The sequence below is a fragment of the Bradyrhizobium sp. NBAIM14 genome (assembly GCF_020193895.1).
Lineage (GTDB): Bacteria > Pseudomonadota > Alphaproteobacteria > Rhizobiales > Xanthobacteraceae > Bradyrhizobium > Bradyrhizobium yuanmingense.
The window spans coordinates 66,076-90,070 of the sequence record NZ_JADYVQ010000017.1 but is presented as its reverse complement, the minus strand read 5'-3'; the positions used below and the strand labels follow the sequence as shown (position 1 = coordinate 90,070).

At 66.4% G+C, this 23,995-nt stretch carries 18 protein-coding genes; 10 read left to right on the top strand and 8 right to left on the bottom strand.

Annotated features, from left to right (window positions below; genetic code table 11):
* The first annotated feature begins 217 nt into the window (after positions 1-217).
* From rpsA to I6F28_RS29295, 10 genes are all read left to right on the top strand, one after another.
* A complete protein-coding gene (gene rpsA / locus I6F28_RS29340) occupies positions 218-1,924 on the top strand; it encodes a 30S ribosomal protein S1 (RefSeq protein ID WP_036009120.1) in 1,707 nt (568 codons plus the stop codon).
* A 267-nt stretch (positions 1,925-2,191) separates the two neighbouring features.
* Positions 2,192-3,172, top strand: coding sequence for a signal peptide peptidase SppA (gene sppA / locus I6F28_RS29335; protein WP_036024439.1), 981 nt, complete (start codon positions 2,192-2,194; stop codon positions 3,170-3,172).
* Between the two features lie 172 nt (positions 3,173-3,344).
* Positions 3,345-3,650, top strand: coding sequence for an integration host factor subunit beta (locus I6F28_RS29330; protein ID WP_025032949.1), 306 nt, complete (start codon positions 3,345-3,347; stop codon positions 3,648-3,650).
* An 82-nt stretch (positions 3,651-3,732) separates the two neighbouring features.
* The gene (locus I6F28_RS29325) at positions 3,733-4,125 is read left to right on the top strand and encodes a lipopolysaccharide assembly protein LapA domain-containing protein (RefSeq protein ID WP_036009133.1); all 393 of its coding nucleotides are present in this window, start codon (positions 3,733-3,735) and stop codon (positions 4,123-4,125) included.
* A gap of 68 nt (positions 4,126-4,193) precedes the next feature.
* Complete coding sequence (locus I6F28_RS29320) at positions 4,194-4,865, top strand: phosphoribosylanthranilate isomerase (RefSeq protein ID WP_036024441.1); 672 nt, start codon at positions 4,194-4,196, stop codon at positions 4,863-4,865.
* A complete protein-coding gene (trpB, locus tag I6F28_RS29315) occupies positions 4,862-6,076 on the top strand; it encodes a tryptophan synthase subunit beta (protein ID WP_036024444.1) in 1,215 nt (404 codons plus the stop codon). Before I6F28_RS29320 ends, trpB begins: the two co-directional genes overlap by 4 nt.
* Positions 6,073-6,909, top strand: coding sequence for a tryptophan synthase subunit alpha (gene trpA / locus I6F28_RS29310; protein ID WP_036024448.1), 837 nt, complete (start codon positions 6,073-6,075; stop codon positions 6,907-6,909). The genes trpB and trpA overlap by 4 nt, the downstream gene beginning before the upstream one ends.
* 171 nt (positions 6,910-7,080) lie before the next feature.
* Complete coding sequence (gene accD / locus I6F28_RS29305; protein ID WP_036009106.1) at positions 7,081-8,022, top strand: acetyl-CoA carboxylase, carboxyltransferase subunit beta; 942 nt, start codon at positions 7,081-7,083, stop codon at positions 8,020-8,022.
* Entirely contained in the window at positions 8,019-9,362 is a 1,344-nt protein-coding gene (locus tag I6F28_RS29300) for a bifunctional folylpolyglutamate synthase/dihydrofolate synthase (RefSeq protein WP_225128049.1), read from the top strand. The genes accD and I6F28_RS29300 overlap by 4 nt, the downstream gene beginning before the upstream one ends.
* Positions 9,363-9,466: 104 nt before the next feature.
* Positions 9,467-10,207, top strand: coding sequence for a metallophosphoesterase family protein (locus I6F28_RS29295; RefSeq protein WP_225142422.1), 741 nt, complete (start codon positions 9,467-9,469; stop codon positions 10,205-10,207).
* 100 nt (positions 10,208-10,307) lie between these two features.
* Here the strand turns inward: I6F28_RS29295 and I6F28_RS29290 are convergent, their stop codons facing one another.
* The 8 genes from I6F28_RS29290 to I6F28_RS29255 all read right to left on the bottom strand — a co-directional run bounded on the left by I6F28_RS29290 (position 10,308) and on the right by I6F28_RS29255 (position 23,988).
* Positions 10,308-11,315 (bottom strand): ATP-dependent DNA ligase, encoded by a 1,008-nt coding sequence (locus I6F28_RS29290; RefSeq protein ID WP_225142483.1) that lies wholly within the window; start codon positions 11,313-11,315, stop codon positions 10,308-10,310.
* Positions 11,316-11,471: 156 nt separating this feature from the next.
* Positions 11,472-11,792, bottom strand: a complete 321-nt coding sequence (trxA, locus tag I6F28_RS29285) for a thioredoxin (protein WP_008540017.1) — start codon at positions 11,790-11,792, stop codon at positions 11,472-11,474.
* Between the two features lie 70 nt (positions 11,793-11,862).
* Positions 11,863-15,372 carry a double-strand break repair helicase AddA gene (addA, locus tag I6F28_RS29280; protein ID WP_225142421.1) on the bottom strand — a complete coding sequence of 1,170 codons (3,510 nt, stop codon included), beginning with the start codon at positions 15,370-15,372 and terminating at the stop codon, positions 11,863-11,865.
* Entirely contained in the window at positions 15,366-18,509 is a 3,144-nt protein-coding gene (gene addB / locus I6F28_RS29275) for a double-strand break repair protein AddB (RefSeq protein WP_225142420.1), read from the bottom strand. Before addB ends, addA begins: the two co-directional genes overlap by 7 nt.
* A 213-nt stretch (positions 18,510-18,722) precedes the next feature.
* Complete coding sequence (locus I6F28_RS29270; RefSeq protein WP_036024455.1) at positions 18,723-19,445, bottom strand: nucleotidyltransferase family protein; 723 nt, start codon at positions 19,443-19,445, stop codon at positions 18,723-18,725.
* 119 nt (positions 19,446-19,564) lie between these two features.
* Positions 19,565-19,882, bottom strand: coding sequence for a PilZ domain-containing protein (locus I6F28_RS29265; RefSeq protein WP_036009083.1), 318 nt, complete (start codon positions 19,880-19,882; stop codon positions 19,565-19,567).
* A gap of 87 nt (positions 19,883-19,969) precedes the next feature.
* Positions 19,970-21,487, bottom strand: a complete 1,518-nt coding sequence (tsaE, locus tag I6F28_RS29260) for a tRNA (adenosine(37)-N6)-threonylcarbamoyltransferase complex ATPase subunit type 1 TsaE (RefSeq protein WP_225142419.1) — start codon at positions 21,485-21,487, stop codon at positions 19,970-19,972.
* Positions 21,484-23,988 (bottom strand): sensor histidine kinase, encoded by a 2,505-nt coding sequence (locus I6F28_RS29255; RefSeq protein ID WP_225142417.1) that lies wholly within the window; start codon positions 23,986-23,988, stop codon positions 21,484-21,486. The genes tsaE and I6F28_RS29255 overlap by 4 nt, the downstream gene beginning before the upstream one ends.
* Positions 23,989-23,995: the final 7 nt, after the last annotated feature.

Genomic DNA, 23,995 nt, shown 5'->3' with positions numbered 1-23,995 from the left:
ACGCTTCGTCCCGGTTTCGGGACCGGCGCGATCCAGGTTCCGGACAAAGCTTTCAACGTATCGAACGCGCGGGCCTCAGCCGGCCCGCTTCCGCTGTTCTGGTCGCTAGATCGGGGCAACGAGCGGTCGCTCGAAGGTCTTGCGGACCTTCCGACACTGCGCGCGCGATGCGCCCATGAACCCAACGGCCGGCAAGACATCCGCAACTGGAGAACAAATGGCTTCGACTTCTGCTGATACCTATAGCCCGTCGCGCGACGATTTCGCCGCGATGCTCGACGAGTCCTTCGCAGGTGGCAACCTGCAGGAAAGCTCCGTCGTCAAGGGCAAGGTGGTTGCAATTGAAAAGGACATGGCCGTCATCGACGTCGGCCTGAAGACCGAGGGCCGCGTCGCGCTGCGCGAATTTTCCGGCCCCGGCCGTGAGAGCGACCTCAAGGTCGGCGACGAGGTGGAAGTGTTCCTCGATCGCATTGAAAACGCCCTCGGCGAAGCCGTGCTGTCGCGCGACAAGGCGCGCCGCGAAGAGAGCTGGGGCAAGCTGGAGAAGGCGTTCCAGAACAACGAGAAGGTCAACGGCGTCATCTTCAACCAGGTCAAGGGCGGCTTCACCGTCGACCTCGACGGTGCCGTGGCCTTCCTGCCGCGCTCGCAGGTCGACATCCGTCCGATCCGCGACGTTGCGCCGCTGATGAACAACTCGCAGCCGTTCCAGATCCTGAAGATGGACCGCCGCCGCGGCAACATCGTCGTGTCCCGCCGCACGGTGCTCGAAGAGACCCGCGCCGAGCAGCGCCAGGAGCTGGTGCAGAACCTCGAAGAGGGTCAGGTCATCGACGGCGTGGTCAAGAACATCACCGATTACGGTGCGTTCGTCGACCTCGGCGGCATCGACGGCCTCCTGCACGTCACCGACATCGCCTGGCGCCGCGTCAACCACCCGACCGAGGTGCTCTCGATCGGCCAGACCGTGAAGGTCAAGATCATCAAGATCAACCACGAGACGCACCGCATCTCGCTGGGCATGAAGCAGCTGCTGGACGATCCGTGGCAGGGCATCGAAGCCAAGTACCCGCTGGGTGCCCGCTTCACCGGCCGCGTCACCAACATCACCGACTACGGTGCGTTCGTCGAGCTCGAGCCGGGCATCGAAGGCCTGATCCACGTCTCCGAGATGTCGTGGACCAAGAAGAACATGCACCCCGGCAAGATCGTGTCGACCTCGCAGGAAGTCGACGTGCAGGTGCTGGAAGTGGATTCCGTCAAGCGCCGCATCTCGCTCGGCCTCAAGCAGACCATGCGCAACCCCTGGGAGGTCTTCGTCGAGAAGCACCCGACCGGTTCGGTGGTCGAGGGCGAGGTCAAGAACAAGACCGAGTTCGGTCTGTTCCTGGGCCTCGAGGGCGACGTCGATGGCATGGTCCACCTCTCCGATCTCGACTGGAAGCTTCCGGGCGAGCAGGTGATCGACAACTACAAGAAGGGCGACATGGTGAAGGCCGTGGTGCTCGATGTGGACGTCGAGAAGGAGCGCATCTCGCTCGGCATCAAGCAGCTCGAAGGCGATCCCTTCGCCGAGCCGGGCGATGTCAAGAAGGGTGCGGTCGTGACCTGCGAAGTGCTCGAAGTGAAGGAAAGCGGTATCGAGGTGAAGATCGCCGGTACCGACTTCACCACCTTCATCAAGCGCTCCGAGCTCGCCCGTGACCGCAACGACCAGCGCGCCGAACGCTTCGCCGTCGGCGAGAAGGTCGATGCCCGCGTCATCCAGTTCGACAAGAAGGCCCGCAAGGTCCAGGTGTCGATCAAGGCGCTCGAAGTCGCCGAAGAGAAGGAAGCCATCGCGCAGTACGGCTCCTCGGATTCGGGTGCGACGCTGGGCGACATCCTCGGCACCGCGCTGAAGAACCGCGACAGCAAGTAAGCGAAACGTCCGTTTTGCGACATCAAGGCCCCGGCGCAAGCCGGGGCTTTTTTGTTACGCTTGTCTTTCTGTAGCCCGGATGGAGCGCAGCGAAATCCGGGGCGGCTCCAGTGTGGCAGGAATCCCGGATTACGCTGCGCTCTATCCGGGCTACGTCGCCGCAGGCCTTGTTTTCTTCAAATTGCGCCGCAATTGATGTATCGAGATAGGCCAATGGTCACGCCGTGACGGCACAACGCGCCTGATCTTTCATTTGGAGATATTCCGATGTCGCTCGATTCGGACATCATCGTCGATCGCCGCAGGATCCGCCGCAAGCTGACGTTCTGGCGGGTGATGGCGGCGCTGATCGCGATCGCGGCGATTGCAAGCTTCGCGCTGATTGCGACGCCCGGTGCACGCGGCACCCTCGCATCCGCCGGCTCGATCGCGCGCGTCCAGATCGAGGGATTGATCCGCAGCGATTCCGACCGCACGCAGGCGCTGGAGCGGCTCGAGAATTCGCAGGCCGCCGCCGTCATCGTTCACATCAACTCGCCCGGCGGCACCACCGCCGGCTCCGAGCAGCTCTATGACTCGCTGGTCCGTCTCAAGGCGAAAAAGCCGCTGGTGGTGGTGGTGGAGGGGCTGGCCGCCTCCGGAGGCTACATCACCGCGATTGCGAGCGACCACATCGTCGCCCAGCAAAGCTCCCTGGTCGGGTCCATCGGCGTGCTGTTCCAGTATCCCAACCTCTCCGAGCTCATGAAGACCATTGGCGTCAAGGTCGAGGAGGTGAAGTCCTCGCCGCTGAAGGCGGCGCCCAACGGTTTTGAGCCGACCAGTCCCGAGGCGCGCGCCGCGCTCGATGCGCTGGTGAAGGATTCCTATGCCTGGTTCAAGGGAATGGTGAAGGAGCGGCGTGGCATGGATGACACGCAGCTCGAAAAAGTCGCCGACGGCCGCGTCTTCACCGGGCGCCAGGCGATCGATCTCAAGCTGATCGACCAGATCGGCGACGAGAAGACGGCCGTGACCTGGCTGGTCGAGCAGAAGGGCGTCAAGAAGGGGCTACCGGTGCGCGACTACAAGCTCCAGCCGCGCTTCGGCGACCTGCCGTTCCTGAAGACGGCGGCCGCATTGACGCTGGAAGCGCTCGGTTTGGGCTCGATCGCGCACCAGATCGGGCAAACCGGCGTCGCGCAGGCGGTAGATCGGCTCGGAATGGATGGAATGCTGGCCTTGTGGCAGCCGGCTGCGTCCAACTAACCGTCGGCAGGCGAGTTTCAGAGCTTTTTCGCGTCTGACGCGTGCTGGCGCAGCCTGCTTTTTCGGCATTTGTCACGCATTTTCACGACGCCCATCCTTGATTTAGCGTCTTGACAGATCACGGTATTTTCACGGAAATGGTCATCCGCACGCTCCCGGGTCCTATCTCTCGATGATCAAATCCGAACTTGTTCAGCGTATCGCCGAGCACAACCCGCATCTGTACCAGCGGGATGTCGAGAACATTGTGAATGCGATTCTCGAAGAGATCGTAGCGGCGCTTGCACGCGGTGACCGCGTCGAGCTGCGCGGCTTCGGTGCCTTCTCGGTCAAGCATCGCCCTGCGCGCGCAGGGCGCAATCCACGCACCGGCGCCCATGTGCCCGTCGATCAGAAGAGCGTTCCGTTCTTCAAGACCGGCAAGGAAATGCGCGAGCGGCTGAACCGCGACCATCCGGATCCCGGCGGCGTAGACTGAAGCGCGACGTGAGCGCGCTTTGGGGTTTTTCGCGGTCGCACAGGATGCGGCCGCAAGCTTGATTCAAGGCGAGCGAAGCCAGATGCGAAAGTTCCTGACCGCGCTGATCGTACTTCCGCTGGGCCTGATCCTGGTGGCGTTCGCCGTCGCCAACAGGCATTTCGTCACGGTCTCCTTCGACCCCTTCATTGCCGACGACCCCTCGCTGTCGATCACCCTGCCGCTGTTCCTGTTGCTGATCCTGGCGGCGGCCCTGGGCGTTGTCGCGGGCGGCTCCGCCGTCTGGCTCGGCCAGCGGCGCTGGCGGCGCGCCGCGCGCCGGAATGACGCGGAGGCCCGGGCCGTCAGGGCCGAACTGGCCGATCTGCGGGCCCAGGCGACGGCAGCGAAGGCGGAGTCCCAGCGCCTTCCCGTTCCCTCCGGGATGGGCCTGTACGGGCCCGTCGGGCGAGACAAGCAGCGCGCGACGTTGTAGAAGCGGCCCCGACCGAAAAGCCCCGTTTTCCGGCCGCGCACCCCGCGGCCTCTACCCGCTTTGAGACCATGTCCCTGCTCGTCAAGATCTGCGGCCTGTCCACGCCCGAGACGCTCGAAACGGCGCTCGAGGCGGGCGCCGACATGGTCGGGTTCGTGTTCTTTCCGCCGTCGCCCCGGCACCTGTCCCTGGAACTCGGCCGTGACCTCGGCCGTCAGGTCAAGCGGCGCGCGCTCAAGGTGGCGCTCACGGTCGATGCCGATGACGCAACGCTCGACAACATCATGGACGCGCTGTCGCCGGACATCTTCCAGCTCCACGGCGGGGAGAGCGTGGCGCGGCTGCGCGACCTCAAGCAACGCTTCGGCCGCCCGGTGATGAAGGCGGTCCCGGTCGCGACAGCGGCCGATCTCGCGGTGCTGCCCGGCTACGCCGCGGTCGCCGATCGCATCCTGTTCGATGCGCGCGCGCCGAAGGACGCGACGCGGCCCGGCGGCCTCGGGGAGCCCTTCGACTGGCACCTGCTCGAAAAGCTCGATCTGAAACTGCCCTATATGGTTTCGGGGGGGCTGCACGCCGAGAATCTCGCCGAGGCCCTTCGTGTCACCCGCGCCAGCGGCGTCGACGTGTCCTCCGGTGTCGAGAGCGCTCCCGGCGTGAAAGACCCAGAGATGATCAAGGCCTTCATCCGCGCCGCGCGCGCCAGCAAAGATGCCAGTCAAGAGTTGAGCGTCCGATGAACATTGCCAAGCCAAATTCCTACCGCAGCGGCCCCGACGAGCGCGGCCATTTCGGCATTTTCGGCGGGCGCTTCGTCGCCGAAACCTTGATGCCGCTGATCCTCGACCTGGAGAAGGCCTACACCGCGGCCAAGGCCGATCCGGCGTTTCAGGCCGAGATGAACGGCTACCTCAAGAACTATGTCGGCCGGCCCTCGCCGCTCTATTTCGCCGAGCGCCTGACCGAGCATCTCCGCGGCGCCAAGATCTACCTCAAGCGTGAAGAGCTCAACCACACCGGCTCGCACAAGGTGAACAACGTGCTCGGCCAGATCATGCTGGCACGGCGCATGGGCAAGAAGCGCATCATCGCCGAGACCGGCGCGGGCCAGCACGGCGTTGCCACCGCGACGCTGTGCGCGCGCTTTGGCCTCGAATGCGTGGTCTATATGGGCGCCGTCGACGTCGAGCGGCAGCAGCCCAACGTCATCCGCATGGAGATGCTGGGCGCCAAGGTGATGCCGGTGCAGTCGGGCACGCGCACGCTGAAGGACGCCATGAACGAGGCGCTACGCGACTGGGTCACCAACGTGCACAACACGTTCTATTGCATCGGCACGGTGGCCGGTCCGCATCCCTATCCGACCTTGGTGCGCGATTTCCAGTCGGTCATCGGCGACGAGACCAAGGCGCAGATGCAGGAGATCGAGGGGCGCCTGCCGGATTCGCTGGTGGCCTGCATCGGCGGCGGCTCCAACGCGATGGGCTTGTTCCATCCGTTCCTCGATGATTCCTCCGTGGAGATCTTCGGCGTCGAAGCCGCCGGCCATGGCCTGACGCAGCTGCATGCGGCCTCGATCGCGGGCGGCCGCCCCGGCGTGCTTCACGGCAACCGCACCTATCTCTTGATGGATGCCGACGGCCAGATCCAGGACGCGCATTCGATCTCGGCCGGTCTCGATTATCCCGGCATCGGCCCTGAGCATTCCTGGCTGCACGAGGTCGGCCGCGTCAATTATCTCTCCGCGACCGATGACGAGGCGCTCGCCGCGTTCCAGCTGCTGTCAAAGCTCGAAGGCATCATCCCCGCGCTCGAGCCCGCGCATGCCATCGCCAAGGTGATGGAGCTCGCGCCGAAGCGGCCGCGGGACCACCTGATGGTCGTCAATCTCTCCGGCCGCGGCGACAAGGACGTCCCGCAGGTCGGCGACATCCTGAGGGGCAAGAAGTGACCACGCGTATCGATACCCGTTTTGCCGAGCTGAAAAGCCAAGGCCGCGCGGCCTTTGTCACCTATGTGATGGCCGGCGATCCCGATCCCGCGACCTCGCTCGAGATCGTCAAGGCGCTGCCGAAGTCCGGCGCCGACGTCATCGAACTCGGCATTCCCTTTACCGATCCGATGGCGGACGGTCCTTCGATCCAGGCTGCAGGCCTGCGTGCGCTCAAGATCGGCATGACCTTGAAGAGGACGCTGGAGCTGGTGCGCGACTTCCGCAAGGACGACAATGTCACGCCGCTGGTGCTGATGGGCTATTACAATCCGATCTACATCTACGGCGTCGACAAGTTCTTGGCTGATGCCAAGACGGCCGGCGTCGACGGCCTGATCATCGTCGATTTGCCGCCGGAGGAAGACGACGAGCTCTGCATTCCCGCGCTGAAGGCGGGGCTCAACTTCATTCGCCTGGCGACGCCGACCACCGACGACAAGCGCCTGCCTGCGGTGCTCGCGAACACATCAGGCTTTGTCTATTACGTCTCGATCGCCGGCATCACCGGTGCAGCGGCGGCGGACGCCAATGCCGTCGGCGAAGCTGTCGCGCGCATCAAGCGGCATACCAGGCTGCCGATCTGTGTCGGTTTCGGCATCCGCACGCCGGAGGCGGCGCGCGCCATTGCCGAGAAGGCCGATGGGTCGGTGGTCGGCACCGCGCTGGTGGACGCCCTCAAGAACAGCCTCGATGCCGAGGGACGGGCGACCGCCAAGACCGTTAACGCCGTCGCCGAATTGACGGCCGCTCTGGCCCAGGGCGTCAAGGGCGCGCAGCAGGCGGCGGAATAGGCCATAATTCCGCTGTAGCTCTTTAGTTTGGGCATGATCTGGTCGGAAAACCGCTTCACACTTTTCCGGATCATGCTCTAACGCGGGCGACACGGCGGCTTGCCGGGCAGATGTCCGGCCGCCATATATCCTTCAGGCGATTCCCGGCGGGATCGCACATCGGAGCAAACCATGAACTGGCTTACCAACGTGGTCCGGCCGAAGATCCGCAACATGCTGCGGCGGGAGACGCCGGAGAACCTGTGGATCAAGTGCCCGGATTCCGGACAGCTCGTGTTCTACAAGGACGTCGAGGCCAACCAGTTCGTCATCCCCGGCTCGAACTATCACATGCGCATGGGCGCGGTCGCGCGGCTCAAGTCGATCTTCGACAACGAGACCTGGTTCGACGTGGCGCTGCCCGAGGTCACCCCTGACCCGCTCAAGTTCCGCGACGAGAAGAAATATGTCGACCGCGTCAAGGATGCGCGGGCGCGGACCAATCTGAACGATGCGGTCAAGGTCGGCTACGGCAAGCTCGAAGGCTCCGCCGTCGTCGTCGCCGTGCAGGATTTCGACTTCATGGGCGGCTCGCTCGGCATGGCCGCGGGCGAAGCCATCGTGCGCGGGATGGAGCTCGCGGTCGAGAAGAAGTCGCCGTTCATCGTGTTCGCCGCGAGCGGCGGCGCACGCATGCAGGAAGGCATTTTGTCCCTGATGCAGATGCCGCGCACCACCGTTGCGGTGCAGATGCTGCGCGAGGCAAAGCTGCCCTACATCGTCGTGCTGACCAATCCGACCACCGGCGGCGTCACCGCGTCGTATGCGATGCTCGGCGACGTGCAGATCGCCGAGCCCGGCGCGCTGATCGGCTTCGCCGGCGCGCGCGTGATCGAGCAAACCATCCGCGAGAAGCTGCCTGAAGGCTTTCAGCGCGCCGAGTACCTCAAGGAGCACGGCATGGTCGACATGGTCGTGCATCGCCACGAACTGCGGCCGACGCTGGCGCGGCTCTGCCGCCTCTTGACCAAGGCGCCGGCGCAGGAGGGTGCATCGAAGTCCGTGCAGCCGGTCGCAAGCCCGGCGCAGATCGTATCGGCCGCCGAGACGGCGCCGGCTGCGCCGCACGCGTGAACGCCTCCCCTGACAGTGCAAAGACACCGCTCGATGAAGTGATCGGGCGGCTGTCGGCCCTGCATCAGAAGCGCATCGATCTCGGGCTGGAGCGGATGCACCGCCTGCTCGCTCGGCTCGGCCACCCCGAGCGCAAGCTGCCGCCGGTGATCCACATCGCCGGCACCAACGGCAAGGGCTCGACGCTCGCTTACCTGCGCGCGACGCTGGAGGCTTCAGGTCTGCGCGTCCACGCCTATACGTCCCCTTATCTCGTCCGCATCAACGAATGCTTCCGGCTCGGCCGCTTCAGTGGCGGTGTGCTCGTCGGCGACGACGAGCTGCGCGCGGCGTTGGAAGAGGTCGAGCGCGTCAATGCCGGCGAGGCCGCGACATTGTTCGAGCTGAAGACGGCGGCCGCTTTCCTGCTGTTCGCGCAGAACCCGGCCGACATCGTGCTGCTCGAAGTCGGCCTCGGCGGCCGGCTGGATTCGACCAATGTGGTCGATCAGCCGGCGGCCTCTGTGATCACGCCCGTCAGCATGGATCACATGGATTTCCTCGGCGATACGTTGGCGTCGATTGCCGGCGAGAAGGCCGCGATCATCAAGCGCGGCGTGCCCGTGATTTGCGCCGAGCAGATGCCGGAGGCGATGGCCGTGATCGAAGCGCAGGCGAGGCGCATGCGTGCGCCGCTGTTCGCCGCAAACGAGAGCTGGCACGTCAATGTCGAGCGCGGGCGTCTGGTCTATTCCGACGACCGCGGCTTGATGGATCTGCCGGCGCCGCGTCTGTTCGGGCGCCACCAGTTCGCCAATGCCGGGCTCGCGATCGCGACGCTACGTGCGCTGCCGACCATCAAGGTCAATCACGCCGCGTTCGAGGCCGGCATCGTCGGTGCCGACTGGCCGGCGCGGATGCAGCGCCTCACCTCGGGCGAGTTGCTGTCCTGGGGTCCGCAGGGCTCGGAGATCTGGCTCGACGGCGGCCACAATGCCGAGGGCGGGCGCGTTGCGGCGGCCGCGCTCGGCGACCTCGAGGAGCGGGTGTCGCGGCCGCTGGTGATCATCGCCGGCATGATGGCCAACAAGGATGCGCACGCCTTCCTCGCCAATTTCGCCGGCCTCACCCGCCACATCATCGCAGTGCCGATTCCCGACACGGAGAATGCGATGCCGGTCGACCGTCTCGCCGATGCCGCGCGCAGCCTCGGCATGCGCGTCGAGCCTGCCCCCGGCGTCGAGGCCGCCCTGCGCGCGCTGGCGCAGCTCGCCTACGAGCTGCCGCCGCGGATCCTGATCACCGGCTCGCTGTATCTCGCCGGCCACGTGCTGGCCATCAACGGCACGCCGCCTGCATAGAGGTTGCCGTAGCCCGGATGGAGCGAAGCGCAATCCGGGATCGTGCCACAAGCAAGGAAGGTCCCGGATTACGCTGCGCTCCATCCGGGCTACAGGAAATGCCAATGCGCTTCGCCGCGATTGCCGATGTCCACGGAAACTATCTCGCGCTGGAGGCCGTGCTCGCCGACATCCGCGCGCTCGGTATTGCCGACATCGTCAATCTCGGCGACATGCTGAGTGGCCCGCTCGATGCGCGCCGCACCATCGAGATCCTGATGCCGCTCGATGCCGTGCACGTCCTCGGCAATCACGACCGCTATCTGCTCGACCGTCCGCCGGAGAAAATGGGCTCGTGGGATCGCCCCGCTTACGAACAGCTCGACGCTGTGCACCTCGACTGGCTGCGCGCGCAGCCGATGGCACGGGTCTTCCGCGACCAGGTGTTCCTCTGCCACGCGACGCCCGGCAGCGATGAGGTGTACTGGCTCGACACCGTGCATCCCGACGGCACGGTGGCGCTGTCCGCGCTCGACCACATCGAGCCACTCGCCCAAGGCATCACGCAATCGCTGATCCTGTGCGCCCACACCCACCTCGCCCGCGCGGTGCGCCTGCGCGACGGCCGGCTGATCGTCAATCCCGGCAGCGTCGGTAGCCCTGGTTTTCGCGACAAGCATCCGTACGCGCATGTGGTCGAGGCCGGCACGCCGCACGCGCGCTATGCGATCCTCGAACGTGCCGATGCTGCCTGGCAGGTGACGTTCCGCCACGTCGCCTACGATCACGAGGCCATGGCCGCGCTGGCGCGCCGCAATGGTCAGCCGGAGCTTGCGAACGCGCTGGCGACGGGGTGGATCAAGTAGGTGTTGCTGCGTAGCCCGGAGGGAGCGCAGCGCAATCCGGGGCCATCGTTGCTTGGGGGCATGATTCCCGGATTACGCTGCGCTCCATCCCGGCTACGCGCTACTTCAACAGCTTCATCGGATCGGCCGCCTTCTGCTTCAGCTGCTCGAACGTGCATTGCCGCGGCGCCTTGTCCGGGCGCCAGCGCAGGATTGAGGTGCCGTGACGGAAGCGTTCGCCGCTGAAATGGTCGTAGCAGACCTCAATCACCAGCTTCGGCTTCAGCGGACACCACTTTGCGGAACGCTCGGTCGACCAGCGGCTCGGCCCGCCCGGCGCGTTGCCGGTGAAGCCGGGCTCGCCGATCAGTGCTTCGAGCCGATCGGTCAGATCAGGCTTCGCCTCCGCCTTGATCGCCGAGGTGAAGCCGACATGGTGCAGCAGGCCGTCATCGTCGTAGAGCCCGAGCAGCAGCGAGCCGACGACGTTCCGGCCGGCGATCTTGTTGGTGGCATAGCGGAAGCCGCCGACCACGCAATCGGCGCTGCGGAATTTCTTGATCTTCTGCATGCCGTCGCGATTTCCCGCCTGGTAGGGCAGATCGATCCGCTTGGCGATGACGCCGTCCGAGCCGCCGCCGGATCGCGCCAGCCATTTCTTGGCCGTGGCGTAGCTCGTGGTCGCCGGTGAGAGGTGGAACAGGCTGCCCTTGATGTTGGCTTTCGCGAAGGCTTCCAGCGCCGGCCGGCGCTCGCGCAGCGTCTTCTCAGCCAGGCCCTTCTGTCCGGATGTCGCGAGCAGATCGAAGACGAGGTAGAGCGCCGGTGTCTCCACTGAGAGCTTCTTCACGCGGCTTGCCGCCGGATGAATGCGTTGCAGCAGCGCGTCGAAGGAAAAGCTCTTGCCGTGCGGCACGACGATCTCGCCGTCGAGCGTGAAGCGGTCGGCCTTCAGCTCCAAGGCAGCAGTGACGACTTCCGGGAAGTAGCGCGCGAGGTCTTCGCCGGATTTGGAGCGCAGGTCGACGTTGCTGCCGTTGCGCGCCAGCAGGCAGCGGAAGCCGTCCCACTTGGGTTCATATTGCCATTCACCGCCGCGCGGGATCGCGTCGACCGAGCGCGCCTCCATTGCGGCGAGAGCGGTGGGCTTGCGGTCGCGCTTTCGGGGAGGAGCAGGCAAGGGCGGGACTCGTCATACGCTGAACACGTCCCATCAACGCCAAACGGCCGGCTTTCGCCGGCCGTTGTCGAAAATAATCTTGCGCCAATAATCCTGGCCAGTTGATCAGACCGCGGAGGTGATCCACTGCTGCAGCTTCGCCTTCGGCGCGGCGCCGACCTGGCGCGAGGCCATCTCGCCGCCCTTGAAGATCATCAGGGTCGGGATCGACATCACGCCGTACTTCGAGGCGGTCTTCGGGCTCTCGTCGACATTGAGCTTCACGATCTTGACCTTGTCGCCCATCGCGCCGGCGATCTCGTCGAGCGCGGGTGCGATCATGCGGCAGGGGCCGCACCATTCGGCCCAGAAATCGACGACCACGGGGCCGTTCGCCTTGAGCACTTCGGCTTCGAAATCGGCGTCGGAAACCTTGCTAACGGCCATTGGGAGTACCTCACTCGGTTGAAAGAGAATCGGCGCGACCTGGAATCGCGCCCGGGGTCATGGGGTGAACCTATGAACGGCCCCTTGCCGGGTCAAGGACGCTCACACCGAGATGAAGGGATGCCAGCGCCGCGTCCAGCGCGGGGGCCGAAATCTCCATATATTCAAGGGCCTCGGTCCAGAGCAGGACGGCCCTGACGGACCTTTGGGGATAAAGCCGCGACAGCACCGCCCGGTACAGCGCAAGCTGGCGGACATAGGTCGCCGGCGCCTCGGCCGCGCTTTTGGGCGCTGCCTGGTTGGTCTTGAAGTCGACGATCAGGACTTCCTCTGGGCGCACGACCAGCCGGTCGATCTGTCCCGATACCAGGGCCGGCGTGCGGCCCGGCCGCTCCAGCCGCCCGGCGATCGCGACCTCCGCCCGGCTGCCGGCGGCAAAGACGGGCGCGAAACGCGGCTCCGTGATCAGGGCGAGCACCTTGTCGGCCAGTGCGATGCGATCGGCCTCCGGCCAGTCCGCGGCGTTGCGCGCCATGAAGCCGAGCGCGGCCTCGCGCCGGCGCTCGCCGGCGATCTCGGGCAGCGATTGCAACAGGCGATGCACCAGCGTGCCGCGTTGCAACGCCAGCGCGCGCGACTGCACCGATTCGCCCGATCGGACGCTGCGGCCCTCCTCGGCAGGCTGGCCCGAGGGGCGCACGGGATCCTCGTCGATGGTCTCGCGCGGGGCCGGTGTCCGCAGCCACTCCGGCAGCGCGATGGTCTGGTGCACGGAGGCCGCCGGCGCGCCCAGCGCCGCGACGTCCTCGGGACGGGCGAACCGGGTGACCTTGCCGAGCGGCGTCTCGATCACCTGCTTGTCGAGGCCCGAGCCTTTGAGCCCGGTGTCGACGAGGTCGTACCAGCTCAGCTTGCGCACCGTCTTCATGTTGCCGGGCATGCAGCCGCCGACGATCAGCCGATCGGCCGCGCGCGTCATCGCGACGTAGAGCAGGCGGCGATATTCGTCCTCGGTCTCCTCCAGCATCGCCTTGCGCGCCTCGGCGACAGGCCTGGGATCGTCGGCCTTGCGGCCGGCCCAGACCACGACCTCGCCGCCATTACCGCGCGGTACCTGGATCAGCCGCAGCCGCTGCGAGTCCGCGGGCGAGGACGTGGTGTCGACCATGAACACGACCGAGGCCTCCAGGCCCTTGGCGCCGTGTACGGTCATGACCCGCACCTCGTCGCGCGAGATCTCCATGTCGCGCTTCACTTCGGTGTCGGCCGAGCGGAGCCAGGCCATGAAGCCCTGCAGCGAAGCCGGCGCCTTGCGCTCGTAGTTCAGCGCGAGCTCCAGGAATTCGTCGAGCGCGTCATTGGCCTCGTGGCCGAGCCGGCGCAGGATGCGCGCACGCCCGCCATCGCCGCCCAGCAGCCAGGCGTAGAACGCGAACGGCGTCTCCTCGCGGGCGCGGATCTCGCAGGCTTCTAGGCGTCGCAACGCCGTGGTGAATTTCTCGCTTGTGGCCGCATGGTCGCCCAGCGCGCGGCGCAGCGATCCCTTGCGGTCCCACGCAAGCTGGAACAAATCGTCGTCATCGAGCCCGAATAGCGGGCACTTCAGCGCCACCGCGAGCGCGAGATCGTCCTGCGGCAGCAGCAGCGCGTCGGCCAGGTTCATCAGGTCGATGATGGCGATGTGCTCGGTGAGCTTGAGGCGGTCGGCACCGGCGACCGGAATGCCGGCGTGCTTCAGCGCCTGGATCACGGCGTCGAATGCGTTGCCGCGCCGGCGCACCAGGATCAGCATGTCGCCATAGCGAAGAGGACGACGCTCGCCCTCGTGCCCGGTCAGCGTGCCGCTCTCGACCAGCCGCTTGATCTCGGCCTGGATGCGTCGGGAAAGCTTGACCTCGGGGCTGGTGACGGCGACGCCGTCGAATGGCGCACGCCAGCCCTCGATGTCCTGCCGATCGTCGGCCTCGGCGAGATCCCACAGCTCGATCACGCTCGGGCCGGCATCGCTCAGCGAATTGTGCAGGGGATGGCCGATCTCGACCGAATGGATGCTCTTGTAGATCGCGGGATCGCGGAAGACGTGGTCGACCGAATGCAGGATCGTCGCGCCCGAGCGGAACGAATAGGTGAAGGCGACCGGATCGAATTTCAGGCCGGCGGCGGTGAACTTGCGATGCAGCTCGCGCCTGCGCGCGTCGAACTCGTGGGGAGCTGCGCCCTGGAACGAGAAGATCGACTGCTTCTCGTCGCCGACAGCGAAGATGGTGCGGTTCAGCCCCTCGCGCGCACCTTCGCCGGCGGTGAACTCGGAGATGATGTGCGCGATGATGTCCCATTGCCGCGGGCTGGTATCCTGCGCCTCGTCGATCAACACGTGATCGACGCCGCGGTCGAGCTTGTAATGCACCCAGCCCGAGGCGATACGGTCCAGCATCGCCAGCGTCTTGTCGATGAGGTCGTCGTAGTCGAGCAGGCCGCGCTCCTGCTTCTCGCGGCGGTAATTCGCGGCGGCCGCTGTCGCGATATGCAGCAGGGCCGCGGTGCGGTCCCGAACCGTCACGGCGCGGCGCTTTTCGATCAGCCCTGCAAGGCGCTGCGCCTCGGCTTCGAACAGGCGGGCCACGGAGGGATTGTGATCGCAGAACTTCTTGGTCAGCACTGCCTTGCGCGGCAGCTTGTCGTCCGTGAGGAAGACGGACAGATAGGCGTCGACCTGATCGCTGCCGGAAAACACCTTTGCCGCGCGCAGTCGCCCTGCCTGGTCATTGTCGGATTTGCTGCCGTCCTCCAGCGCGAAGGCAATGTCGTCCCAGCGCGCGCGCGGCAGGAACGGGCCGTCGAGAATTTCCGTCTCGACGGCTTCGATACGGTCGCCGATGTCAACGCCCAGCACCGCAGCCATCTGCGCCGCTGCGGCTTCCGCATTGCCGGCCTGGTCGGTCCAGGCCATGAAATGATCGCGGCTGAGGCACGCCTCGCGCACGACCTCCTTGAAGGTGACATCCGCGGCGCTCGCCATCGCCGTCAGCAGCGCGCGGCCGGTGACGCTCTCCGGATCGCGTGCGGCTTCCAGCAGCACCTTCAAATTGGCGCGTTCCATCATGTCGGTCTGGTCGCGCTCGTCGATCACGGCGAAGCGTGCGGGAACGTTGGCCTCGAACGGAAATTGCTGGAGCAGGCGGGTGCACAGCGCGTGGATGGTCTGCACCTTCAGCCCGCCCGGCGTCTCCAGCGCGCAGGCGAACAGTTTTCTCGCGTCGCGGCGCAGTTTGGCGCCGGGATGCGGGATGCCGACCGCGCGGATCGCCGCGTCGAGCGCATCATCGTCCAGCGTCACCCAATGGCCGAGCGTGGTGAACACGCGCTCGGCCATGTTGGCGGCGGCAGCTTTTGTGAAGGTGATGCAGAGGATCTTCTCCGGTGGCACGCCCGAGAGCAGCAGGCGGATCACGCGCTGCACCAGCACATGCGTCTTGCCCGAGCCGGCATTGGCCGAGACGAAGGCCGATGCAGTCGGATCGGAGGCGCGCGCCTGCCGCGCTCGCACCTCGTCAGGGATGGGACGCGGCGCCTTCACCATTCCTCGATCCCCAACCCGCCGGCCGCGGACCATTCCTTGATCCGGGCAAGGTCGTCATAGGTGCCGTAGCGATTCGCCCACATCGGCAGGTTCAGCGATGTATAGGCCTGGTTCTCGTCCTCGAAGGCGCGGATCAGCGCTTCGAGCTTTGCCCTCGCCTCGGCGGCCGCGGTGTCCGGCGGCTGCGGCTCGTCGCCCGGCTTGAACTTGAGCTCGAGGATGCGCTCCTCGCCGGGTGGATTGTTGCCGCTGAGGCGGACATAGACGAGCTGGCTCACGGAGGCGCCGGCGTCGATGTCGGGAAAACCGCCCTCGCGCAGGATCGCGGCTTCCAACGTCAGCTGCGGCGACAGGCCCATGCGGACCTGCTTGCCGGTCGGCGGCTGGCCGGTCTTGTAGTCGAGGATGGCGTAGCCGCCGCCCTGGCGGCGTTCGATGCGGTCGGCGCGCGCGGAAAGGCGGAAGCTGCGCTGAGGATCGAGCATGAACGAGATCTCGCCACGGGTCTCCGCGACGATCGCCGCGATCGCCTCGCGCCGCGCCGTCTCCCATTCGCCGAACCAGCGCGCGATGCGCTGGAAGCGCGGCCACCACAGCGCCCGTGCTTCGGGCCGCTCCATCAGCGGTGCAAAGTGCTTCTCGCCGATCGCGCGCAGCACCCGCGCGGGATCGTCGGGCAGACGCGCCGCATAGCTTTCCGTGAATTCGCCGATGGCATCGTGAATCGCCGATCCGCGGTCGGCGGCCGAGAGCGGCATGTCGACGGGATCGAGCGCATCGAGCCGCAAGATGCGTTTGGCGTAGATCGTGTAGGGGTCGCGCAGCCAGTCTTCGATCTCGGTGACGGACATTTTGAGCGGGCGTGTCGCGCGCGGCGGCCGTGGTTCCGGCTGCTTGATCGGCTTGACCTCGTCGGGCTGGTCGAGCGCCGAAGCGAACTGCACATATGTCTCGCCGGCGCGAACGGCCGCCTGCCAGAGCTCATCGCCGGCCACCGCCTCCAGCCGATGCAGGAAGCGCGAGGCCACCGCCGGCGCGCCGCCGGCCTTGGCCGAGTGAGTGAGAATGACCTCGTCGCCGCCGAGCAATTGCGCGAAGTCATGGGCGGACAGGCCGATACGGCGCTCCGGCAGATCGAGCCCGAGCTCGTGCCGCATCGGCCGGCTGAGCCAGGGATCGATGCGCGGCGCCGGTGGCCAGACGCCTTCGATCAGGCCGCCAATGATGATGCGGTCGGCCTGCATCAGGCGCGATTCCAGCGGGCCGTAGATTTGCAGCCGCGCGCCCGGCCTGTCGCGCCGCCGCACCGCGCGATCGCTGAACGCGGTCTGGAAGACGTCCGGGTAATCCGCTAGCTGCACCAGCAATCCGCTGGTCGTGCCGCCGCGCAAGAGATCGTCGAAGGCGCCGGCGAGCGCGAGTCCATCGCGATCCTCGAAGGCGAGCGGAATGCCCTGATCGTCGCGCGACAGCTCGATCATGATCTCGCGATGCCGATGCGCAAGCTCCGCGAAATCATACGGCTTCGCCGGCGGCAGGCTCTCGATCGACGCCAATGCCTTTTGCAGGGCGTCGATCAGAGCCTGGATGCGATCGAGATCCTCGGCCTTGAGACGCGCCCGCGGCTCGGCGCGATGCAGTGCGGAGACCTCGCTGCGCCACAGCTTTGCCAGCTCCTCGCGGAAGCGGTTGAACTCGCGCAGGAGGCCGGCCGTGCCTGCCGGCGGGCGCGTGCCGCGCAGCAGCGCAAGCTCCAGGCTCTCGATTGCCATCTTCCACGCGCCCGGCGCGCGGCCGAGCCGGCACAGCGGATGCTTCAGCATCGCCAGCAGCGTCGGCGGCTCCAGGCCCTTGGTCGCCGCCTCCGCCGCAAGGCGCGCAAACGTGCCGGCGGAGGTTTCCATCAAGACGTCGCCGCCGGAATCGTCGAAGGCGAGATCCCATCGGGTCAGCGCCGCCATCACCCGCCGCGCCAGGGCGCGGTCGGGCGTGACCAGCGCCGCGGATTTGTCCAGGTGTCTGGCCTCGCGCATGGCGATGGCGATGGCGAGCGCTTCCATTTCAGGATTGGGCGCTTCGACCACCGCGAGGTTCTTCATGCCGCCCGCGATCTTCGCGGCAACATCGGGCTGCTTCAGCCGGTCGTGCCAGACCTCGGTCTTGGCGGACGGCCGCATCGATTCCGACGCGAGCAGGTCGCGGCCGTCTTCCGCTGGCGGCTGCAAAATCTCGACGTCGCTGCGCTTGATGCCGAAGCGTTGCAGCAGCGCATGCATCGCATATTGCGGATGGTTCGACGCCGGATTCTCGGTGATGCCCAAGAGGTCCCTGCTGCCGCCGATGCTGCGCCAGGCATCCTCATCGAGATCGGTGTCGAGACCGGGCAGCACCACGGCGCCATGCGGCAGCGAAGCAACCGCGCGCAGGAATTTTGCGGTCGCTGGCATCGAGCCGGTCGAGCCGGCCGCGATGACGGGGCCATGCGGATCCGCGATCAGCCGTTTGGCTTCCGCTTCGATCAGTTGGTCGCGCCGCGCGGCCGGTTCGATCCGGTTGATCTCGGCGAGATGATTGGGCCAGGCGATGCGGGCGATGCGCAGGAATTCGAGCGAGTGCTGCCAGTAGCGGTCGAGGTTATCAGGCACGAGCCCATCAAGGGCGCTCCAGTCGACGCCGCGCGTCACCATGTCGTCCATCAGGCGCGCGAGATCGGACGCCAGCGCCAGCGTCGAGGCGGGGCCGCCGACGACCAGCGGCGCCAGCACCGGGCCCTTGGCCCAGGCGGCGACGAGCTGCGCCAGCGTCAGACGCCGTTCGAGCTCGCCCAGGCGCGGCGGAATGTCGAGCGGCGCGGTCCCGGAAAACTGTTCGCTCTCGCCCGCGAAAGCGAGCTCGTCCTCGTCGATGTCGCCGAGCGCGACGATGCGCGGCAGCACGACGGCATCCGCCTTCATCTCGTCGAGAAAGATCTCGCGCACGATCCGCATGGCGCGCCGCGTCGGCAGATACAGCGTGGCGTCCGCCAGCCGCGCCGGTTCCTTGCGCGCCTCGAATCCCTCCACCAGCCGCCCATCGAGCAGGGCGGTGACGACCGTGCGCAGGAACGGAACTGAGATGGGAACGCTGAAGACGCGCATGGGCTGCCTGATTCGAAGGATCAGGCAATATAGGGAGGCGGGGTCAAATGGTCATGGGTGGAGGAGGAGTCGTCCCCGCTGTTCGCCGGACCGAAACAGGTCTCGGAGGTGGGCAAAGCGAAGCGTGCCCACGCATTTTTGCGTCGAGAGAGATGGTGGGCACGGCGCAAGGGCGCCTTTGCTCACCCTACGGCACCGTCTTCGAGGCAGCCCCTACGCCACGCTCTCCAAAAAAGCCTCTTCCGCGGCGTGCACGGCGTCGGGCGTGCCGACATGCATCCAGACGCCGTCGAGGCGCAGGCCGAACAGCCGTTCCTGCTCGCCCGCGCGATCGAACATCTTCGTCAGCGAGAATTCGCCCTTGGGTGCGTCCACGAAGATCGCGGGCGACATGATCGCCGCGCCGGCATAGACGAACGGAACGACCTCCTTCTCCTTGCGCTTGCGCAAGGCGCCGTCGGGCAGCATGCCGTAATCGCCGCGGCCGCCATAGCCGATGCTGGTCGCGGTCGGCGCCATCAGGAGCAGGATGTCCATGCGATCAGGGTCGAAATTTTCCGCGAGCCGCGTCAGGTTCGAGCGCACACCGTCGATCCACAGCGTGTCGGAATTGACGTGGAAGAACGGCGCATCGCCGAGCAGCGGCAGCGCCTTGACGACGCCGCCGCCGGTGCCGAGCACCTGGTCGCGCTCGTCGGAGATCGTCACGCGCGGAAGCTGGCGTGATGCGACGTGGTCGATGATCTGGTCCGGCAAATAGTGCACGTTGACCACCGCCTCGGTCACGCCGGCCTGGCCGAGCTTGTCGAGCACGTGGTCGAGCAGCGGCTGGCCTGCGACCGGCACCATCGGCTTCGGCATCTTGTCCGTCAGGGGGCGCATGCGCAGGCCAAACCCTGCGGCGAGCACCATGGCTTTGGTCGGCTTGACGGACATCCTTCCTCTTCTCAGGACCTTTCGCGTTCGCAGCAATCCTAACACGAGGCTCGATCTGCCGCACCGCATCTCAACCGCCTTAACCACCCGCCGTGACGGTTGTACGACGGGTGTTGCCGTCACGCCCCAACGGCTGTGGAACGTACCTTCTTCTTCTTGTCGCCCACTTTCAGGAAATTGACGCCGATCTGGTCGCCATTGACCCAGGCCAGCTCGCAACGCCGGTAGGCGAGCCCCGTGGACGACAGCAGGAGAAAGAATTCCTTCAGATGCAGGCCTTCGACCGAGCCGTCGATGGTCAGCTTGGCGCCGGTCTCGGAGACGTCCTCCATGGTGCAGTCGCGCCGCCAGGTGCCGTCGATTCCCATCATCTGGGCCGAAAACCCGCGCTCGAAAATAACCCGGCTATTTCCGCGCTGATCCGCTTTCGCTGCCATCTGCCCCGCTCCAGCTCCGCAATGTTCCGGCTCCCTCGGCGCCAGAATAGCGACATCTTGGCTAACGGCCGGTAAATCGGTCCTGAATCAGCCCGGCGGCGGGACGTTGGCGAGATACCAGTCGCGCAGATGGGCGAGCGTGGGATGCGCCAGCGAGCGCTGGAGATAGGTCCAGATCCGCGGCTGATGGCGCAGGTAATGCGGCTTGCCATCGCGGCGGTTGAGCCGGGCGAAGGTGCCGAGCAGGCGCGTGTTCCGCTGCGCCGACATGATCGCGTAGAGCTCGGCGAAGCCGGCGGCGTCGAAGCTCGAATCCTGCGCCCGCCGCGCCTTGATGTAGCGCGACAGCAGCGTCAGCTCGATCGTCTCGGGTACGTCGATGCGAGCGTCCTGGAGCAGCGACACCACGTCGTAGGATTGCGGCCCCAGCACGGTGTCCTGGAAATCGATCACGCCGACGCGTTCGATACCGCTGCGGTTGCCGAGCCAGATCAGATTGGGCGAGTGATAGTCGCGGATGATCCACGTCCTCGGCGCCGCCAGCGGTCTCTTCAGCAATTCGCGCCACATCGCAAAAAATTCCGCGCGCGCCTCATCGCTCAGCGGCGCGTTGCGATCGGGCAAATACCATTCCGGCATCAACCCGATCTCGATCAGCAGCGCCTCGACGTCGAAGACGGGGATCGCGTAGGTCTGCCCGTCTAGCGGCAGCGTCTCCGGCAGCGCCTTGCCGTGCAGCATCGCCAGCACGTCGGTGGCGGCTTCGTAGCGCTCGAGAATCGGCCGCGGCGGATCGCCCTCGATCACGCCCTCGCTGCCGAAATCCTCGGAGATCAGAAAGCCCTGGTCGAGATCGAAATGATGGATCGCAGGCGCGGAGATCCCCTGCGCCCGCAGGCCTTCGTCGATGGCGACGAAGGGTTTTACGTTCTCGGCCAGATGCACCGCGGCGCTGTAGGATTTTCCGTTGTAGAGCGCCGCGCCGTCGGGCCGCTGCGGGAAGTTCATGAGGATGACGATGTCCTCATCGCGCACGAGCCGCGCATAGGAGCGTGTCGAGGCGTCGCCTGGCATGCGCCTGCGCGTCGCATCGATGTAACCGGATGCGTCCAGGAAGTCGCGCAGCGCCTTCAGCCGCGCAACTGTAGCTGCGCTCTTGCCATGGCCTGTGATGTCGGCGGCACGTGCGCTCGCGCCCAGCGCCGGCCGGTGCGTCAGCGCGATGTCGATGCGGTCCTCGGGCATCGCCGACGGGGCGCGCTCCGGCCATTCGATCAGCACCAGCGTGGCATCGGGCAGCGGCGACAGCCCGATCTCCTCGAGCTCGCTCTCGTCCTCGACGCGGTAGAGATCGGCATGCAGCACCGGGAAGGGGGGCAGCTCGTAGCCCTGCACCAGCGTGAAGGTCGGGCTCGGCACTTCCAGCGCATCGTCGGCGGCGAGATAGCGGATCAGGCTGCGCGCCGCCGCGGTCTTGCCGGCGCCGAGATCGCCGGTCAGCGTAATGACGTCACCGGGACCGACCAGCAGCGCGAGGTCGGCCATTAATTGCGCCGTGGCCGTCTCGTTGTGAAGCGCGACGGAGAATGTGGTTGTTTCCGTCATTCGGCGGCGTCGCGATGCGCCGCCTGGTCGGTCGGGAAATCGCAGATCACGACCGTGCCCCGGCCGACGATCGAATCCACCCGCACCTTGCCGCCATGCAGCTCGACGAAGGAGCGCACCAGCGACAGGCCGAGCCCGGCGCCGCGGTGACGCGAGCCCTGCGAGCGGCTTTCGAACCAGTTGAACACCTTGTCTTTCATGTCGGCAGGTATTCCAGGGCCCGAATCTGTCACGGTGAAGACCACGCTGCGTTCGGTGCGCCGCGCGCTGATGCCGACGGTGGAATCCTGTGGAGAAAACCCGACGGCGTTGGCGAGGAGGTTATAGAGCACCTGCACCACGCGCTTCTCGTCGCCGACGAAGCTGCCGACGTCGGGCGCGATCTCGACCTTGAGGCGGATGCGGTCGGTGGCGAGCCGGTCCTGGATGCCCTCGGCGGCAAGCTCGATGGCCTTGCTGACGTCGACCTGCCCGAGTTCCAGCTTCATCGCGCCGGCGTCGATGGTGGCGAGATCCAGGATGTTGTTGGTGAGCGCGAGCAGAGCGTTGGTCGATTTGGTGACGTAGTCGAGATATTCGGCCTGCTTCGGCGTCAGCGGTCCGGTCGAGGGATCGCTGAGGAAATGCGCGAAGCCGATGATAGTGGTGAGCGGCGAGCGCAGCTCGTAGGAGACGTGGTGGACGAAATCCACCTTCATCTGGTCGGCCGCCTCCAGCGCCTCGTTGCGCTCGCGCAGCGCGCGCTCGACATTCTCGGTGTCAGTGATGTCCTGGAAGGTCAGCATGGTGGCGCCGTCCGGCAGCGGCCGGATCATGCCGTCGAGCACGCTGCCGTCCTTGCGCTCCAGCTTCAGCGGCAGGTCGGCGCGGTTCTCGATCGCGGTGATGGCCTCGCGGATCTGGCGCCAGACTTGCGGATCGTCGAACAGCTGATGGCACCAGCCTTCGACGGTCTGGATATGCGGCTCGTCGCGCATGGCATCGCTCGACAGCTTCCACATCCGCACGAAGGCCGGATTGAACAGCTGCGCCTTGCCGTTGCTGCCGAACACCGCGACCCCCTCGGCGAGGCTGTCCAGCGTCTCGCGCTGGACGCGGATCAGGCCGTCGAAGCGGCGGGCGAGGTCGAGGCTTTCAGTGACGTCGTCGAACAGATAGGTGACGCCTCCTTCCGGGTTCGGCGTGGTGACGACCGAAAGCGCGCGTCCGTCAGGCAGGAACCAGGTGTCCTTGGCGGTCTCGACCGCGCGATAGGCCTCGTGCAGCTTGGCCTTCCAGGCGCGGAAATCCGGCTGCTCCGGCAATTTGCGCGCGGCGCGGAGCTGGTCGAGCACGCTGGAATCGTCCGGATGGGCGTCGAGGAAGTTGCGATCGAGATCCCACAGCCGGCGATAGGAATCGTTGTAGAAGGCAAGGCGCCGCTGGCCGTCGAACACGGCAACGCCGGAGGAGAGCTGGTCGAGCGTGCGGCGGTGCGCCTCCGCCATGCGCACCAGCGCCGAGCTCAGCGCATCCGCCTCGCTGGCATCGATGGCGACGCCGACGCTGCCGCTGCCGACATTGACGGCGCGCACGTCGTAGATGCGCCGTTCGCCGCCGACCACGATCGGCAGCCGCGAGGTGAAATTGGCGGCTTCCTTCAGCCCCCGCTCCATCGCATTGCGGTCGTCGCTGTCGAGCAGCTCGAGCTTGCGCTCCTGGGCATCGATGGCGCTGGTCGCTTCGGTGGCGCGCACATAGGCCGGGTTGGCGTAGGTCAGCGCGCCGTTCTCGCCCTTTGCCCAGATCGGCCACGGTGCGGCCGCGGCAAAGCCGCGAAGCATCTCGGTCTCGTTGGAGAGCGCCTTGTAGCGCAGATTGGTTTCGGCCAGATCACGGCGCAGGCCCGAGAGCTCGCGAATGCGGACGATGGCCTGGCCGCCGATGGCGCGCCCGATCGCTTCCAGCATATGGCCGTGCGCGGTGGTCAGCGTCAGCTGGAACCCGTCGCCGCGCTCGCGCAGCGCATCGACCGCGTGGTCCATCAGCAGCGCCGGTTCCGGCGGCAGCCAGGTTCCGAACGCCAGCACGCGCTGCGGCGAGGAATCGCGCGGCAGCACCAGCGCGATATCGCCGGAAATCTGCGCGCGGTTGTCGCCCGCCGGCCATGAGATCAGTATCTGCGGCTCGGCGAACAACAGTGCGCCGAAGCGGTCGGCCTGGAGCTGAAGTTCCCCGATCCGCGCGCGCAGCCGCGCCTCGTTCTTCGCCGTGCGCACCCGCGTCCGCATCAACAGGATCGCGGCCATCACCGAGAAGCCGAGCAGGGCCAGCGCGGTGGCGAGCACCGCGAGTTCCTGCCGGTTGAGATCCATCACGAGGGCGAGGGTGTCGATGAGGTCGGCGGCCTTGGCCGGCGCAGCCGGCAGCAGCGCTGCGAGAGCGCCTCCCACCAAGCCGTTGCGCGCCAGCGATGTGCACGACAACAGCGTCCGACGCATCGACACGATCACGCCTGACATAGTTGCC